The organism is Bacillus cereus group sp. BceL220, from assembly GCF_051776965.1.
In the GTDB taxonomy this organism is placed as follows: domain Bacteria; phylum Bacillota; class Bacilli; order Bacillales; family Bacillaceae_G; genus Bacillus_A; species Bacillus_A cereus.
This window is the reverse complement of sequence record NZ_JBPWBC010000001.1, coordinates 54,199-72,115: the sequence shown is the minus strand read 5'-3', so window position 1 is coordinate 72,115 and position 17,917 is coordinate 54,199. Positions and strand designations below refer to the sequence as shown.

Here is a 17,917-nt window from a genome sequence, read left to right as displayed (position 1 = left end):
TAAAGAAACGAGGAGGAAACGCGGAATGGAAATATTAAAAGTTAAAGCAACGTCGGTCCCTAATTCTGTAGCTGGTGCACTTGCAGGTGTTATTCGCGAACGCGGAACAGCAGAAATTCAAGCTATTGGTGCAGGTGCATTGAACCAAGCGGTAAAGGCAGTAGCAATCGCAAGAGGATTTGTAGCGCCTAGTGGTTTGGACCTGATTTGTATCCCAGCGTTTACAGATATTATGATTGATGGCGAAGAGCGTACAGCAATAAAATTAATTGTAGAACCTCGTTAAGTTTTAAACAACCTGTTTGCAGTATGCAAACAGGTTGTTTTTATAATGGAGGAATGAAAATGAAAATTTTTGATGCTCATTGTGACGTGCTTCTTCAGTTATGGAGTGCACAAGGGAAAAGGAATTTTAACGATGATTCACAATTACATATTACATTTGAACAGTTAAAGAGAAGAAAAGGAAGTATACAATGTTTTGCTATATATGTACCAGAAACAGTGGCATATGAAAACCGATTTGAAGCAGCATTACAAATGGTAGATATTTTTTATAATGAAATTTTATCCCTATCGGGTGTAAAGTTTATTCAGACAAAAGAGGATATTAACATGTTAAAACAGGACGAGGTTGGAGCGATATTAACACTAGAAGGATGCGAAGCAATTGGAAAAGAAGCAATGAAATTACGGTTGTTGTATCGCCTAGGAGTACGTTCTTTTGGACTAACATGGAATTATGCCAATCTCTTAGCTGATGGTGCGCTAGAGACACGTCGGGCGGGTTTAACGAATTTTGGTAAACAGGTTGTACAAGAACTGAATGCGCTACATGTATGGACTGATGTGTCTCATCTGAATGAAAGAAGTTTTTGGGATGTTATAGAGATTGCAAAAAATCCTATTGCTTCCCACTCAAATTGTATGAAACTTTGCGAGCACCCACGTAATTTAAACGATGAACAACTTAAAGCTCTTATAAAGAAAAATGGCATGATCGGTGTCACTTTTGTACCGCAGTTTCTAACGAATGAAAATGAAGCAAATATAACAGATATAGTAAGACATATCGAATATATTTGTTCATTAGGTGGAGAGTACAATATAGGATTTGGTTCAGATTTTGATGGGATTTTAGAAACAGTTGTAAATGTATCAGCTTATCGAGATTATGAAAATGTAATGAATGAGCTTTGTAAACACTATTCTGCATCTACTGTAGAGCGATTTTTATATGAAAATTTTGTTGAACATATAAGCTTTTAAGATTTTTGTTTTAAAAATACAGAAAACTCGGAATTAATTCATTTGATTTTATTGCTTTTTTTAAGACCTAATACTAGAATGAAAAACAAAATAGCTTTATACTAAAGATTCAGGGAAATCAGAAGAGGCATAATTTGCGTCCGTTGTAGTTTATTTGCATAAAAAATGCTAAACTATTACTGTAAAAAAATACACTACAATGAATGCAGCCAAAAGGGGTGTAGGAGATGATTAGTCAACTTTCATGGAAAGTTGGAGGCCAACAAGGTGAAGGAATTGAAAGTACAGGAGAAATCTTCTGTATTGCATTAAACCGATTAGGATATTACCTATACGGTTACCGCCACTTCTCATCACGTATAAAAGGCGGCCATACAAATAATAAAATTCGTGTAAGTACAACAGAAGTACGCGCGATCTCAGATGATTTAGATATTTTAATTGCTTTTGACCAAGAAACAATTGATTTTAACTTCCACGAACTACGTCCAGGTGGAATTGTAGTTGCGGATGCGAAATTTAATCCAACAATACCCGACAATACAGATGTAAATCTATATGTGATACCGTTTACAGATATTGCTTCAGAATTAGGCACATCATTAATGAAAAACATGGTTGCTGTTGGAGCATCAAGTGCAGTATTAGGATTAGACGAAACAGCTTATTTAGATGTTGTTGAAGAAATCTTTGGTCGTAAAGGAGAGCAAGTCGTTCAAAAGAATATGGACGCAATTAAACGCGGCTCTCAATATATGAAAGAATTACTAGGTGAGAAAGTAAACATGATGCAGCTTGAAAAAGCTGATGGTAAAAAACGCATGTTTATGATTGGAAACGATGCAATCGCATTTGGTGCGGTAGCTGGTGGTGCTCGTTTTATGTCAGCATACCCAATCACACCTGCATCAGAAATTATGGAATACTTAATTAAAAAATTACCGAAAGTCGGCGGAACAGTAATTCAAACTGAGGATGAAATTGCAGCTTGTACAATGGCAATCGGCGCAAACTATGCTGGTGTTCGTACATTAACTGCATCTGCTGGTCCTGGTCTGTCATTAATGATGGAAGCAATCGGTTTAGCAGGTATTACAGAAACCCCATTAGTAATTGTTGATACACAACGTGGTGGTCCAAGTACGGGATTACCAACGAAACAAGAACAGTCTGACTTAATGGCGATGATTTACGGTACGCATGGTGAAATTCCAAAAATCGTAATGGCGCCAAGTACAGTTGAAGAAGCTTTCTATGACATTGTAGAAGCATTTAACTTATCTGAAGAATATCAAGTTCCTGTTATTTTCTTAACAGATTTACAGCTTTCGTTAGGAAAACAAACAGTAGAACCACTTAAATTAGATAAAGTGGAAATCCGTCGTGGTAAGCTTGATTTAGAAGCAGAATTACCAGAACGTGAAAATAAAGCATACTTCAAGCGTTATGAAGTAACTGAAGACGGCGTTTCGCCGCGTGTTTTACCTGGTATGAAAAATGGTGTTCACCATGTTACAGGTGTAGAACATGATGAAACTGGAAAGCCATCGGAATCAGCAATAAACCGTAAAGATCAAATGGACAAACGTTTCCGTAAAATGGAGAACTTGAAGTTTAATACCCCTGTTTATAAAAATGTTAAGCATGAAGAAGCAGATGTATTGCTTGTTGGATTTAACTCAACTCGTGGTGCGATCGAAGAGGCAATGACGCGTTTAGAACAAGAGGGTATGAAAGTAAACCATGCTCATGTGCGTTTAATTCACCCGTTCCCAACAGCTGAAATCGATCCACTTGTGAAAAAGGCGAAGCGTGTTGTAGTAGTAGAAAACAATGCAACAGGTCAGCTTGCTAACATTATGAAAATGAATCTTGGTAATGGTGAGAAAATTTCTAGTCTTTTAAAATATGATGGAAACCCATTCTTGCCGAAAGAGATTTACAACGAATGCAAAAAAGGGGTTGTATTAAATGGCAACATTTAAGGACTTTCGTAACAGTGTAAAGCCAAACTGGTGCCCAGGTTGCGGAGACTTCTCAGTGCAAGCTGCAATTCAACGTGCAGCAGCTAACGTTGGCTTAAATCCAGATGAACTTGCTGTTATTTCTGGTATCGGCTGTTCAGGCCGTATTTCAGGTTATATTAATTCATATGGTGTGCATAGTATTCATGGTCGTGCCCTTCCAATTGCACAAGGTGTGAAAATGGCAAATCGTGATTTAACAGTTATCGCTTCAGGTGGTGACGGTGATGGATTTGCGATTGGTATGGGACATACAATCCATTCTATTCGTCGTAATATCGACATTACGTACATCGTAATGGATAACCAAATTTACGGGTTAACAAAAGGGCAAACTTCACCACGTAGTGAAGCGGGATTTAAAACGAAAAGCACACCACAAGGTTCAATTGAACCATCACTAAATGTAATGGAAATGGCTTTAACAGCTGGTGCGACATTTGTGGCGCAAAGCTTTTCGAGTGATTTAAAAGAATTAACACAAATTATTGAAGCTGGTATTAACCATAAAGGATTTTCATTAATTAACGTATTCAGTCCATGTGTTACTTATAATAAAGTAAATACTTACGATTGGTTTAAAGAGAACTTAACGAAACTAAGCACAGTAGAGGGATATGATCCATCTAATCGCATGATGGCTATGCAAACGTTAATGGAAAATAACGGTTTAGTAACAGGTTTGATTTATCAAAATACTAAGCAACCATCATATCAAGAACTTGTTAAAGGCTATAGTGAAGAGCCTTTAGTGAAATCTGATTTAAATATGGATCAGAAAATGTTTGATGAGCTTGTTGCTGAATTTATGTAATGTAAGAAGAGGAGGTTGCCGATTTGGCAACCTTTTTATGTGCAAAAAATATAGGGTAGTTTTATTTACTTAGAAAATTCAGAATGGTAAAATAATATGTAAATCGTTGTATGAAAATGGCAAGTTCATTGCTTATGAAATGTAAGATAATAAAGGGCCTCTGAATTGTTAAAATTGGCGAAACACGTCATACTATGGTAATGTTTATAGGGATAAAGCAATATGCTTTTGGGTAGGACAACAAGAAATGATAAAAAGGGAATGTCTATTTGCGTGGGGAAGACTTCATTCTTATGAATGATTAGATTGATTACTCAAGTTTCAAAGGACAAGTTATCTCCAAGCTATCTAACCATTTTTGAGGTGAGTCTAAGCGCATTAAAATGGACTATAGAGTGTGTATAGTTAAGGGTGAAAGGAGATTACCGATGAACGAGCAACAACGATTAGCAAGTCAACAAGCAAATTCCTCTACGAAAAAAGAAGAGAAAGATTATAGTAAATACTTTGAAAGTGTATATCAACCACCTTCCTTAAAGGATGCGAAAAAGCGCGGGAAAGAAGAAGTTAAAATTGAACGGGATTTTGGATTACCTGAAGAGTTTCGCAATTTTGGTACAGGCCGAAAGTTCTATATTCGTACATATGGTTGTCAAATGAATGAGCATGATACGGAAGTAATGGCAGGTATTTTCACAACACTTGGATATGAACCAACTTTTTCAACTGAGGATGCAGATGTAGTTTTATTAAATACTTGTGCGATTCGTGAAAATGCTGAAAATAAAGTGTTTGGTGAACTAGGCCATTTAAAGTCACTCAAACGAAGAAATCCGGACCTTTTAATTGGTGTATGTGGTTGTATGTCTCAAGAAGAATCTGTTGTAAATAAAATTATGCAAAAAAATCAGCATGTAGATATGGTGTTTGGAACGCATAATATTCATAGATTACCGTACATTCTAAAAGATGCGATGTTCTCGAAGGAAACGGTAGTTGAAGTATGGTCAAAGGAAGGCGACGTAATTGAAAACCTTCCGAAAGTACGTCGTGGTGATATTAAAGCTTGGGTAAATATTATGTATGGCTGTGATAAGTTCTGTACGTATTGTATTGTACCGTATACACGCGGAAAAGAGCGAAGTAGACGTCCAGAAGATATTATCCAAGAGATTCGTCATTTAGCTGCAAATGGTTATAAAGAAATTACGTTACTTGGACAAAACGTAAATGCATATGGTAAAGACTTTGAAGATATAGAATACGGTCTTGGCGATTTAATGGACGAACTTCGTAAAGTTGATATTGCCCGTATTCGTTTTACAACGAGCCATCCACGTGATTTCGATGATCACTTAATTGAAGTGCTTGGCAAAGGTGGCAACCTAGTAGAACATATCCATTTACCAGTTCAATCTGGAAGTACAGATATGTTGAAAATTATGGCGCGTAAATATTCACGTGAGCATTATTTAGAACTTGTAAGAAAAATTAAAGAAGCAATTCCAGATGCAGTATTAACAACAGATATTATCGTTGGTTTCCCAAATGAAACAGATGAGCAATTTGAAGAAACGATGTCGTTATATCGTGAAGTAGGATTTGATACTGCCTTTACATTTATTTATTCTCCTCGCGAAGGTACACCAGCTGCAAAAATGAAAGATAATGTACCGATGGAAGTAAAGAAAGAACGTCTTCAACGCTTAAATACACTAGTAAATACGTTGGCAATTGAAAAGAATAGTCGTTATAAAGGTCAAATTGTAGAAGTGTTAGTTGATGGGGAAAGTAAAAATAATCCGGAAGTACTTGCAGGTTATACTCGTACGAATAAACTTGTAAACTTCGTCGCTTCAAAATCTTTAATTGGTCAGCTTGTGAAAGTAAAAGTAACGGAAGCAAAAACTTGGTCTCTTAACGGGGAATTAGTTGAAGAGCCGATTGAGGTGAAATAATAGATGAAAGTATATTCGAAAGATGACATTGTTGAACAAGCGAAAGAATTAGCAAAAATGATTTCTGAAACAGAAGAAGTTGATTTTTTTAAGAAAGCAGAGGCGCAAATTCATAAAAATGAAAATGTAAAGCGCGCAATCGATGAAATTAAAGCACTGCAAAAACAAGCAGTAAACTTGCAGCATTACGGGAAGTGGGAAGCTTTAAAAAAGGTAGAAGCTGAAATTGATGCATTGCAAGATAAGTTAGACAGTATTCCAGTCGTACAAGAATTTAAATCTTCACAAACATACGTAAATGACTTATTACAGTTAGTTGCTAGTACAATTTCTAACAACGTAACAGATGAAATATTAATTTCAACTGGTGGCGATGTACTTAAGGGTGAAACTGGCGCAGCGGTAGAAAGTAAAAAAGGAAATTGTGGTTGTTAAAGAGATGTCATATTGACATCTCTTTTTTTTTAGTTGATTAAACGTAAGTTCTTCTCAAAAAAAGAATGACACATTCCGCTATTGTCACGCATATGATTAAGTGAATAGTGATTGAGGAGGGTTACGAATGTCCGAATTTAGAGAGATTATTACAAAAGCAGTGGTTGGAAAAGGACGTAAGTATACAAAGTCAACGCATACATGTGAATCGAATAATGAACCAACAAGTATTTTAGGGTGCTGGGTAATTAACCACTCGTACGAAGCAAGAAAGAATGGGAAGCATGTGGAAATTGAAGGTTTCTATGATGTGAACACTTGGTATTCATTTGATGGAAATACAAAGACTGAAGTTGTAACAGAACGCGTGAACTACACGGACGAAGTCAGCATTGGTTATCGTGATAAAAACTTTTCTGGTGACGATTTAGAAATTATTGCTCGTGTTATTCAGCCACCAAATTGTTTAGAAGCGCTTGTATCACCAAACGGTAATAAAATTGTTGTAACTGTAGAACGTGAATTTGTAACAGAAGTAGTTGGAGAAACGAAAATTTGTGTAAGTGTAAATCCTGAAGGCTGCGTAGAATCAGATGATGATTTCCAAATTGCTGATGATGAATTTGAAGAATTAGATCCGAACTTTATCGTTGATGCAGAAGAAGAGTAATAGAAAGCTAGGGAGAAGTTCTTCCTAGCTTTTTACTTTACATAAGTGGCGCTGAATGAACATGATTCTTTATGAAATATGTTATAATGAAGATAGACTCCTGAAATAGGAGATATGGATGTCCGTGAAATGTGACATATATGAAAATTGATTACTATGTAAGAATTATGGAGGAAAAGTATGACGCAATATACCCCTATGATACAGCAATATTTAAAGGTTAAGGCAGACTATCAAGATGCCTTTTTATTTTTCCGATTAGGCGATTTTTATGAAATGTTCTTTGAAGATGCCGTTAAAGCAGCTCATGAGCTTGAGATTACATTAACGAGCCGAGATGGTGGCAGTAGTGATCGTATACCGATGTGCGGTGTACCCCATCATGCAGCTAAAAACTATATTGAACAACTTGTTGAAAAAGGATATAAAGTTGCTGTTTGTGAGCAAGTGGAAGATCCAAAAACAGCTAAAGGTGTAGTGCGCCGTGAAGTAGTACAACTAATTACGCCAGGAACGATGATGGAAGGGCGTACAATTGATGAGAAAGAAAACAACTTCTTAGCCGCATTAACACATTTTGAAGATGGATCATATGCTTTAGCTTGTAATGATTTAACGACTGGACAAAATACAGTAACGTTATTGACTGGTTCAGTAGAAGATATTTTATTGGAAGTGTATGCAACTGGTTCGAAAGAAATTGTTGTAGATTCTTCATTTTCTAAAGATGAATTAAATAAATTAACTGAAACGTTAAAAATGACAATTTCATATGAAGATGCAACGGCAATTCCTGAAGGATTAGAACATCTTGTGAAAAATGTTTCGCAAGCAAAGTTAATTAAAGCAATTGGACGCTTATTTAACTATGTGATAAGAACGCAAAAACGTTCATTAGATCATTTACAACCTGTAGAAATTTATTATACGAATCAATTTATGAAAATTGATGTGCATTCAAAGCGAAATTTAGAGCTGACGGAAACACTTCGAACGAAAGAAAAAACAGGATCATTATTATGGCTATTGGATAAAACAAAAACAGCTATGGGTGGTCGTATGTTAAAACAGTGGATGGAACGTCCACTTATTCAGAAAGAAAAAGTTGAAGAGCGTTTAGAAATGGTTGAAACATTTGTAAATGATTACTTCTTACGTGAAGATTTAAAAGAAAAATTAAAAGAAGTATATGATTTAGAACGTTTAGCAGGAAAAGTTGCATTTGGTAATGTTAATGCAAGGGACTTATTACAGTTAAGACGATCTTTACTTCAAGTGCCAGCTATTTTAGAAGCGATTAGTTTGTTAGATAATGCTTATGCAGCAAGGTTAATTCAAGGGGCGGATCCATGTGAGAGCTTAACTGAATTACTAGGAAGAAGTATTCAAGAAAACCCACCGCTTTCTATTAAAGATGGAGATATTATTAAAGACGGTTATAATGACAAGCTTGATCAATATCGTTACGTTAGTAAAAACGGAAAAACGTGGATCGCTGAGCTTGAAAAACGAGAGCGTGATATTACAGGAGTTAAATCGTTAAAAATCGGGTACAATCGTATTTTCGGCTACTACATTGAAGTGACGAAGGCGAATCTTGCAGCACTTCCAGAAGGCCGCTACGAACGAAAACAAACGCTTGCTAATGCTGAACGTTTCATTACAGATGAACTGAAAGAAAAAGAAACGTTAATTTTAGAAGCAGAAGAAAAAATTGTACAACTAGAATACGATTTATTTACAGCGCTTCGTGAAGAAGTAAAAGTATTTATTCCGAAATTACAACATTTAGCAAAAGTAATTAGTGAATTAGACGTACTGCAAAGTTTTGCGACAGTTAGTGAAGAAGAACAGTTTGTAAAACCTGTACTAACAACGAAGCGTGAAATCTTTATTAAAGATGGTCGTCATCCTGTCGTTGAAAAAGTATTGAACGGGAAATTGTATGTACCGAATGATTGTATTATGCCAGAGAAGATGGATGTCTTTTTAATTACAGGACCGAACATGTCTGGTAAAAGTACGTATATGAGACAATTAGCACTTGTAACTGTTATGTCGCAAATCGGTTGTTTCGTACCAGCAACAGAAGCAGTATTACCTGTATTTGATCAAATCTTTACGAGAATTGGTGCAGCGGATGATTTAATATCAGGTCAAAGTACATTTATGGTCGAAATGTTAGAAGCGAAAAATGCAATTGCAAACGCATCAGAAAGAAGTTTAATTTTATTCGATGAAATTGGACGAGGTACATCTACGTATGATGGTATGGCACTTGCACAAGCAATCATTGAACATATTCATGACCAAATTGGTGCAAAAACGTTATTCTCTACGCATTATCATGAATTGACTGTGTTAGAAGAGAGTTTAGATCAACTGAAAAATGTACACGTTTCAGCAATTGAAGAGAATGGAAAAGTAGTATTCCTTCATAAAATTCAAGATGGAGCAGCTGATAAAAGTTACGGAATTCACGTTGCGCAACTTGCAGAGCTTCCAGATAGCTTAATCGCCCGCGCGAAAGAAGTGTTAGCACAACTAGAAGGACAGGAAGAAATTATTATTCCAAAGCGTGTAGAAGTAAAGGTACAAGAAGTTGTTCCAGAACCTGTAGTTGTAAAAGAAGAACCGGCAGAAATACAAGAAAAGAAAGAAGAGACTGAAGAAGAGTCACAACTATCTTTCTTTGGAGGAGACCAATCTTCAAAAAAACAAGACAAGCCTGTGCTTGATCAAAAAGAAAGCGCAGTACTTGCGCAAATTAAAAAAATTGATTTACTTGATATGACACCTTTAGAAGCGATGAACGAATTGTATCGCTTACAGAAGAAGTTAAAGAAAGGATGAGTAAGTAGATGGGGAAAATTCGCAAACTCGATGACCAACTCTCTAACTTAATTGCGGCAGGGGAAGTAGTAGAGCGCCCTGCTTCAGTCGTAAAAGAACTTGTGGAAAATTCTATCGATGCGAATAGTACATCTATTGAAATCCACTTAGAAGAAGCTGGGTTATCGAAAATTCGTATCATTGATAACGGTGATGGTATTGCAGAAGAAGACTGTATCGTCGCTTTTGAACGCCATGCGACGAGTAAAATTAAAGATGAAAACGATCTGTTTCGCATAAGAACACTCGGTTTCCGCGGTGAGGCATTGCCGAGTATTGCCTCTGTTAGTGAATTAGAATTAATTACTAGCACAGGTGATGCGCCTGGTACACACCTCATAATTAAAGGTGGAGACATTATAAAACAAGAGAAAACTGCGAGCCGAAAAGGAACAGATATTACAGTACAAAACTTATTCTTTAATACACCAGCGCGTCTTAAATATATGAAAACCATTCATACGGAGCTCGGGAATATTACAGATATCGTGTATCGTATTGCAATGTCACATCCAGAAGTATCGTTAAAACTGTTTCATAATGAAAAGAAATTGCTTCATACATCAGGTAACGGTGATGTAAGGCAAGTACTTGCATCGATTTACAGTATTCAAGTTGCGAAGAAGCTTGTTCCAATTGAAGCTGAATCTTTAGACTTTACAATTAAAGGCTATGTAACATTACCAGAAGTAACAAGAGCATCTCGTAATTATATGTCAACGATCGTAAATGGTCGTTACGTTCGAAACTTTGTACTAATAAAAGCAATTCAGCAAGGATACCATACATTACTGCCAGTCGGCCGGTATCCAATTGGCTTCTTATCGATTGAAATGGATCCAATGCTAGTTGACGTTAACGTACATCCAGCGAAGTTAGAGGTTCGTTTTAGTAAAGAACAAGAATTGCTAAAGCTGATCGAAGAAACATTGCAAGCTGCATTTAAAAAAATACAGCTCATTCCAGATGCAGGCGTAACAACGAAGAAAAAAGAAAAAGACGAAAGTGTGCAAGAACAGTTCCAGTTTGAGCATGCAAAGCCGAAAGAACCATCTATGCCGGACATTGTTTTACCAACTGGCATGGATGCAAAACAAGAAGAACCGCAGGCTGTGAAACAGCCACCACAACTGTGGCAACCGCCGAAACAAGAATGGCAACCACCACAGTCGCTCATAAGAGAAGAGCAAAGTTGGCAACCATCCACTAAACCGATAATCGAAGAACCAATTCAAGAAGAGAAATCGTGGGACAGTAATGAAGAGGACTTTGAACTAGAGGAATTAGAAGAAGAAGTTCGGGAAATAAAAGAGATTGAAATGAACGGGAATGACTTACCACCACTTTATCCAATTGGACAAATGCATGGAACATATATTTTCGCTCAAAATGAAAAAGGCTTATATATGATTGACCAGCATGCCGCGCAGGAACGTATTAATTATGAATACTTCCGTGATAAAGTAGGAAGGGTAGCGCAAGAAGTACAAGAGTTACTTGTACCGTACCGTATTGATCTATCTCTTACTGAATTTTTACGTGTCGAAGAACAGTTAGAAGAACTAAAAAAAGTCGGGCTATTTTTAGAACAATTCGGTCATCAATCCTTTATCGTCCGCTCGCATCCAACATGGTTCCCGAAAGGACAAGAAACAGAAATTATCGATGAAATGATGGAGCAAGTTGTTAAACTAAAAAAAGTTGATATTAAAAAGTTACGTGAAGAAGCAGCCATTATGATGAGCTGTAAAGCATCCATTAAAGCAAATCAATATTTAACGAACGATCAAATATTTGCTTTACTTGAGGAACTTCGTACAACAACAAACCCATACACATGCCCACACGGAAGACCGATTCTTGTGCATCATTCTACTTATGAGTTGGAGAAGATGTTTAAGAGGGTTATGTAGAGTGAATAAAATTACTTTTCAAAAGGGAGCAACATTTACTGTTGCTCCCTTTTAATATGTAGATTTAATTGTTAAACGAAAATAAGGTGGAGTAATTTTGCAGTTTATTTCTTGGTTGCGTTAGCTTAAATTTATCTATGTATAAAAAAGCGCTGTATACAGCACTTTTTAAAAGGTGCATGAATTGTATAATAAAGATTTCTACATTACTAACCAAATAACTATGCATGGCCAAATGTTGCTTCTTATTTGGCTAATTGTTATAAGGATCTATACAATTATTTATTTTTATTATTATTGATTTTTTCAGTGTATAGAACTTGCTCTTTATAGTGCTTCTTAATTGGAAAGTTATGTGTACCTGTCCCGTTCTTGAATTTTTTGTCAATGGGGTTCTTTAGAGGAACTGTTGTAGTTTCAGTAAATTCATATGGGTAATTTATTTTAGATTTATCTTCAAACATGAAAATGCCTCCTTTTAGGATCTCCTAAATTCTTTACTATAACATGATATGCATATAGATATTTTTTGGACTAGTTATTTATATAGGTTAATGGAATTTAATTACATAACTACTGAAACATTTTAAAGGAAAACAATTTGAGAAAGAAATGGTATGAATAGCTGTTGGCTCTTATTGTTGTTTTTTTGTTTGACAGCACAGTGAATTATGTATATAAATTCAATATAGATTGTTTTTATAATATGGTTTATATGGGATTTTCCTGATAATATAATGTGGAATATTATAGTGTTATTAGGTTATTAGGAACATTTAATGCTGTTTCATAACTGAAAGGGAATTGAAAAAAAACTGAAACTTTTCTCATAAAAATTCAATCTAACTTGAAAAATGAAAGGAAAATGAAATTTTCCAAAAGATATTCTTTGTTAAGATAAAAAGCATACATACAAAAAGTATTGACATATCTTAAAAATGTATTTTCAAGATATAGTGGGGGAAAAGATGAGATTAGAAAAACAATTAATAAAAAAAATGTATTATGAAACATTCCTAATGGAGAATGGAACAAAACCAACTCTTGACGTACTTGGACAAGCTTATGTAAACGAAGAAAAAAATGAGATTTCTGATGGGTCTTATATTCGTTTTGCACAAGGTGAATTTTATTATCGTCATCAAGATTTTGAATCAGCTATTTTTAAATGGGAGAAGGTTAGTAATGAATTAGCACCATGGGCACAAAAAAATATTGCGGATGCTTATTTCGAACTTAATCAGTTATCATTTGCTGAAAATATTTATACTTCTATTACCACTGATAATAAAATATTGATGACCGAAATTAGACTACAATTACTTTCTCTTTACATTGAGCAAAATAATTTTGAATCAGCTTTCGGTGTTATTAAAGAAGCAGTTTCTTTAAATCCTGATTATCCGAATGTCACAAAAATTGCCCGTTCCTTTTATGAGGAACAGCAAGATTTTGATAGTGCAGTAGAGCTTGCTGTGAATGAGTTAATTCGCATAGAATCGTATCCTTGGTTTGAGGTGTTAAAAGGATATATCGATAAAGGGTTTACTAAACATATTTCACCAGACTATTTTTATGATGCATTAGCTACATTAAATAATGTAGATCAAGTACAATTTACGCAAATGGTTTCATCACTCTGGAACAGTTATAAAAATGAAAAAAATTACTTATTGTGGCTTAACACAATAAATGAATTTTTCTTACATATTGAAATACATTCGTCCGATATATGGAACAAAGTTTCTGCTCTTTACGAAGAAACGTACTTTGCATTAATTCAAGGTCAATATACGCTTAGACAATTAAATGATATCATACCAAATCTGTTAGCAAATTGGTTAAAGGTAGTCAATCCATCTTATGCTGTATTTCCATCTGCAGCTGTATTGGCATGGGATGAGATTTTCCCTTCCAAAATAGATTCAGCAAATATAGAACATGCGGAAAACTTACTGTCACATTCTATTAATCATGTAAATGGCTTAGAGTACAGCTTACACCTTTTTGAATCTATTACACAATGGGCACAAAAGCACAATATAGAAATAGGTCACCGATTTAAATGGCTAGTTGACGAGCTCGCAGATTTAAGAACAAATCGTATTTTAGTAACGGGAACTTCAGGAAATGGAAAAACTACATTTATTAACTCTATATTAGGAGAAAATATATTAGAAAAATCAATTTCAAATATAGTAGTTTTAAAAAATGATGCTCATATAGAAATAAACGCTATAACAGACTCAGCAATTACAACAACGGAAGATGTCTCTGATTACCATAATATGATGTCTCAGCACCATCAAACATATAGAGATAGAGCGTGTGTTGAATTTAAATTACCATGCAGATTTTTAAATGAAAATAAACTTACATTTGTAGTGACACCTGGCTTTAATAGGAATAACGACACTAGAGATGAAATATTCGAATATTTAAATTCTGTAGACGAATTACTATTCGTATTGAATGCGGATTCACCTTTTACTGATAAAGAACGTGACATTCTATTAAGTATTCAAGAACATACGCCAAATTTACAAATTCATTTCTTATTAAATAAAATCGATAACATTTACAGTGAAGCAGAAGTGAAAAGGGTATTACATGATACGGCAACGAGAATAAACACATATTTCCCGCATGCGAGAATTTTCCCTTATTCTTCGTTATATACAAGTAGTCAACAATTAAATGATTTAACTGAGTTTATTCATTTTAACTTTAATCATAAACATATAGATGCAGAACGTACTGAAAAGTTATTATATTTCATTCGAAAAACAATTACATATCTTTTGGATAAACGTGTTGAGAAAGAAAACAATCTAGTGGATGCTATTAATTGGAATGAAGATATGCTAGTGAAACTAAACGGTAGCATTAATAACCTTACTGCATTTGAGCGGGAAAAAATTCATCTCATTACACAATCATATCGTTCAATGAAAACTGAAATTACAAATGATCTTACTGAAAATATTCCGAAGATATTAAAGAGCTGTTCTAATTTAATTAGTGAAGAAAGTGATTTCGGGCACATGGATACGGAACTAAATAAAGCAATGAATGAAAGAGTGCATAAATATTTAGAACAAACTGTATTACCTAATCTTGCTCTTTCTATGCAAAATTGGATTGCAACTTCTAATAATGAGCTTCTTCAAAGTCAAACGTATTTAGAAGAACTTAGTGAAGGGCTTAATTCACTATTTGGAGAAAATAGAATACAGTTAGAATGTGACTTTAAAGTGCTTGATGACTGGCGCAGAGATACTGACAGGATGACGACTAGAATACAAATGGATGAAGTAAATATTTTACGTCGATTTACGCCAGCACAATTTTTACTGAAAAGTGCCGGTAAATTATTTGGAGTTCTTCCTAAAAATAAATCTATGCTATATAACAAATACAAACAGTATGTAGAAAATGAAGATTATACTGAGGTAACGGCTTCTATTATGAAGAAATTTTTCTTGCAATTTGAGCTGTTTGAAAACACACAAGAGCGAGATATTAATATATTCTTTAGGAATCCATTTAACTCCTTAAAGCAAGCTGTAGAAAACACGCATATAGAAATACAAGAAAAACAAGAGATATTACATAAGATGAAATCAAATCCTGAAATCTATCATGATTCTATCATGCTCTTTGAATTGAGATTGCGTCAATGTGAAGTAATTTTAAATATTGGTAATGATAATACCTATACGGATGTAGCTTTAGAAACAAGCGTAGAATAAAAGAAAAAGGGAGCAACTGTAATAAGTTGCTCCCTTTTTCATATATAGATTATTTTTCTGTTTCTTTAATTTTAGTTTGTACTTCGCCAGTTTTAATTTTATTGCTTTCTGAGAAGCGTAATAAATCGCCTTCAATAATTTTGTCAGACATTCGTAATTCATTTTGGGCACGTTTAATGAGGGCTTGAGCTTCTTTTTTTGGTAAATCTACAATTTCACCTGTTATACGGTCGTAGAAAGTGTTGTTTTTGTATGCATACTTATCTGTAACGAAGCTACCATCACGTAAAACAACAAAGCCAGTATATTCATCTGAAAACATATCATGGCCAAAACGAATATCATTCGTAGAATCAACACCTAATAAATTTAGAATAGTAGGTTTCATATCGATTTGTCCCGTAGGCTTTGAAATAGTTTGACCTTCTGTTTGTCCAGGAATATGAATATATAAAGGCGTACGTTGTAAATTTAAAGTATCAAATTCTGTTATTTGCTCTTTTTCTAAAAACTGTGCCATTGCACGATTATGTTTTTCGGAAATACCATAATGATCACCGTATAACACAATAATAGAATCATCGTAAAGCCCCTCGGCCTTTAGACGTTCAATAAATTTTTTAATTGATTCGTCTAAGTAACGTGCTGTTACGAAGTAACGATCAAATACGCCATTACCAGAGTTGTATGGTTCAATGAATTTTGTATCTTCATCATACGTAAATGGATAATGGTTTGTTAAAGTGAGGAAACGAGCATAGAATGGTTGATTAACAGTTTTTAATATATCTACTGATTGATCAAAGTATTCGATATCTTTTAATCCCCAATTTAAATTTGTTTCTGGTGTAATTTTGTAATCAAGCTCATTATAGTAACGATCATAACCAAGAGCAGAGTACATGATATTACGATTCCAAAATGTTGCGTTATTCGCATGGAATACAGAAGTGAAATAACCTTGCTGACGTAAAATTTCTGGAGTCGCAGTATAATCATTGTTACCGTGTGTGAAGAATACAGCCCCTCGATTTAATGGATACAACGACGTATCGATTAGAAATTCAGAATCGGATGTTTTCCCTTGACCAGTTTGATGGAAAAAGTTATCAAAGTAATAACTTTCATTTATGAATTCATTTAGGAATGGTGTAACTTCTTGCCCATTGACTGATGCTCCTATTAAGAAGGTTTGCAAGGATTCAAGAGTGACTACAATTACGTTTTTTCCTTTCGCTACACCAAACATATTAGGGTTTGACTCGCTTTGGTTTGCTTTTACGTAGTTTTCAGTTTCTTGTAATTTACTACTATCAGCAAGCGCTTTTTGTGAACCGGCTTTTACTTGCAGTGTTAAGTCATATACTTGGTGAGTATATAAGCCTAAATTTTTGACAAGCATTACTCGGTCGAATGATCTCGTTAATAATTCGGGGCGCTCTTTTTCTGCAAGATGTAGATTCGCAAAGAATACACCAATTGTTAAAAGAAAGTATAACAAGCGTGTAGAATGAGTTACACGTTCGGTTTTAAAGACCAATGATTTCTTTTTTAATAAAATAAAGAAGAAAACAATGTCTACGAATGCGAGTATAATTTTGTAGTTTAATATTTCTATAATACTGCCGCCTAATTGTCCAAAGTTTGAGGTTTGTCCAAGTACTGGTAATGTAACGAAATCACTATAAAAATCATAGAACATTACATTTCCAACGAGTACGATTGTTAATAAGAAATTAATACATAGCGCTATATAATTTCGCTTTTCACCAGTTGAAAATAATGCTAATCCAACAAATGCTAATGATGCGGCTAGAGGACTAATAAACAAAATAAGCTCTTGCGTTGAAGACTCGATTTTTAAATCAAAACTGAATCGCGTAATAAGATATGTTTTTAACCATACTGCTAAAGCCATTATTATAACAAAGCTTATATTTTGCATTTGTAAATTTATTTTATTCTTCATTTTTACACCTTCTTTATACAATTTATTTAACTGAAGTTATATATTATGTTTTTATAACTATTAGAGTGTAATGAACCATTTAGACTCTGTTTTTTAAAGGGAATAATTTGAAGTATTCATATACATACAATGGGGATTTTTAAAGCGTAGTAGCATAAATATAACTCTTTTTGAGAAACGGGCAGAACAAGTCATAGTTGTAGTGAAATTGACTTATAGAC

Annotated in this window: 12 protein-coding genes; 10 read left to right on the top strand and 2 right to left on the bottom strand. The window is 34.5% G+C overall.

The annotated features are described in order from the left end of the window. Positions 1-25 precede the first annotated feature (25 nt). From spoVS to mutL, 9 genes are all read left to right on the top strand, one after another. Positions 26-286 carry a stage V sporulation protein SpoVS gene (gene spoVS, locus ACS2FK_RS00330; protein ID WP_000404341.1) on the top strand — a complete coding sequence of 87 codons (261 nt, stop codon included), beginning with the start codon at positions 26-28 and terminating at the stop codon, positions 284-286. Between the two features lie 59 nt (positions 287-345). After that, complete coding sequence (locus tag ACS2FK_RS00325; RefSeq protein WP_000688049.1) at positions 346-1,269, top strand: dipeptidase; 924 nt, start codon at positions 346-348, stop codon at positions 1,267-1,269. Between the two features lie 227 nt (positions 1,270-1,496). After that, complete coding sequence (locus ACS2FK_RS00320) at positions 1,497-3,254, top strand: 2-oxoacid:acceptor oxidoreductase subunit alpha (RefSeq protein ID WP_000625417.1); 1,758 nt, start codon at positions 1,497-1,499, stop codon at positions 3,252-3,254. Continuing rightward, positions 3,241-4,107 (top strand): 2-oxoacid:ferredoxin oxidoreductase subunit beta, encoded by an 867-nt coding sequence (locus ACS2FK_RS00315; protein ID WP_000190155.1) that lies wholly within the window; start codon positions 3,241-3,243, stop codon positions 4,105-4,107. The genes ACS2FK_RS00320 and ACS2FK_RS00315 overlap by 14 nt, the downstream gene beginning before the upstream one ends. 428 nt (positions 4,108-4,535) lie before the next feature. Continuing rightward, positions 4,536-6,065, top strand: coding sequence for a tRNA (N6-isopentenyl adenosine(37)-C2)-methylthiotransferase MiaB (gene miaB / locus ACS2FK_RS00310; RefSeq protein WP_001005391.1), 1,530 nt, complete (start codon positions 4,536-4,538; stop codon positions 6,063-6,065). A gap of 3 nt (positions 6,066-6,068) precedes the next feature. Next, positions 6,069-6,500, top strand: a complete 432-nt coding sequence (locus ACS2FK_RS00305) for a RicAFT regulatory complex protein RicA family protein (protein ID WP_000870460.1) — start codon at positions 6,069-6,071, stop codon at positions 6,498-6,500. A gap of 127 nt (positions 6,501-6,627) precedes the next feature. Beyond that, positions 6,628-7,170, top strand: a complete 543-nt coding sequence (gene cotE, locus ACS2FK_RS00300) for an outer spore coat protein CotE (RefSeq protein ID WP_001288799.1) — start codon at positions 6,628-6,630, stop codon at positions 7,168-7,170. A 180-nt stretch (positions 7,171-7,350) separates the two neighbouring features. Next, on the top strand, positions 7,351-10,023 hold the full coding sequence (mutS, locus tag ACS2FK_RS00295; protein WP_000195993.1) for a DNA mismatch repair protein MutS: 2,673 nt from the start codon (positions 7,351-7,353) through the stop codon (positions 10,021-10,023). Positions 10,024-10,031: 8 nt separating this feature from the next. Continuing rightward, on the top strand, positions 10,032-11,975 hold the full coding sequence (mutL, locus tag ACS2FK_RS00290) for a DNA mismatch repair endonuclease MutL (protein WP_063548433.1): 1,944 nt from the start codon (positions 10,032-10,034) through the stop codon (positions 11,973-11,975). A gap of 278 nt (positions 11,976-12,253) precedes the next feature. Here the strand turns inward: mutL and ACS2FK_RS00285 are convergent, their stop codons facing one another. After that, positions 12,254-12,439 carry a hypothetical protein gene (locus tag ACS2FK_RS00285; RefSeq protein WP_000461138.1) on the bottom strand — a complete coding sequence of 62 codons (186 nt, stop codon included), beginning with the start codon at positions 12,437-12,439 and terminating at the stop codon, positions 12,254-12,256. Between the two features lie 504 nt (positions 12,440-12,943). Between ACS2FK_RS00285 and ACS2FK_RS00280 the strand changes: the two genes are divergently transcribed. Beyond that, the gene (locus tag ACS2FK_RS00280; protein WP_063548431.1) at positions 12,944-15,727 is read left to right on the top strand and encodes a dynamin family protein; all 2,784 of its coding nucleotides are present in this window, start codon (positions 12,944-12,946) and stop codon (positions 15,725-15,727) included. 49 nt (positions 15,728-15,776) lie between these two features. On the opposite strand, the gene ACS2FK_RS00275 is transcribed toward ACS2FK_RS00280, so the two are convergent. Next, positions 15,777-17,696, bottom strand: a complete 1,920-nt coding sequence (locus ACS2FK_RS00275; RefSeq protein ID WP_063548429.1) for an LTA synthase family protein — start codon at positions 17,694-17,696, stop codon at positions 15,777-15,779. Positions 17,697-17,917: the final 221 nt, after the last annotated feature.

Coding starts and splice junctions, on each gene's coding strand:
- spoVS (WP_000404341.1), top strand. CDS start 26: ATGGAAATATTAAAAGTTAAAGCAACGTCGGTCCCTAATTCTGTAGCT.
- ACS2FK_RS00285 (WP_000461138.1), bottom strand. CDS start 12,439: ATGTTTGAAGATAAATCTAAAATAAATTACCCATATGAATTTACTGAA.
- cotE (WP_001288799.1), top strand. CDS start 6,628: ATGTCCGAATTTAGAGAGATTATTACAAAAGCAGTGGTTGGAAAAGGA.
- ACS2FK_RS00280 (WP_063548431.1), top strand. CDS start 12,944: ATGAGATTAGAAAAACAATTAATAAAAAAAATGTATTATGAAACATTC.
- ACS2FK_RS00325 (WP_000688049.1), top strand. CDS start 346: ATGAAAATTTTTGATGCTCATTGTGACGTGCTTCTTCAGTTATGGAGT.
- ACS2FK_RS00275 (WP_063548429.1), bottom strand. CDS start 17,696: ATGAAGAATAAAATAAATTTACAAATGCAAAATATAAGCTTTGTTATA.
- ACS2FK_RS00320 (WP_000625417.1), top strand. CDS start 1,497: ATGATTAGTCAACTTTCATGGAAAGTTGGAGGCCAACAAGGTGAAGGA.
- ACS2FK_RS00315 (WP_000190155.1), top strand. CDS start 3,241: ATGGCAACATTTAAGGACTTTCGTAACAGTGTAAAGCCAAACTGGTGC.
- mutS (WP_000195993.1), top strand. CDS start 7,351: ATGACGCAATATACCCCTATGATACAGCAATATTTAAAGGTTAAGGCA.
- mutL (WP_063548433.1), top strand. CDS start 10,032: ATGGGGAAAATTCGCAAACTCGATGACCAACTCTCTAACTTAATTGCG.
- ACS2FK_RS00305 (WP_000870460.1), top strand. CDS start 6,069: ATGAAAGTATATTCGAAAGATGACATTGTTGAACAAGCGAAAGAATTA.
- miaB (WP_001005391.1), top strand. CDS start 4,536: ATGAACGAGCAACAACGATTAGCAAGTCAACAAGCAAATTCCTCTACG.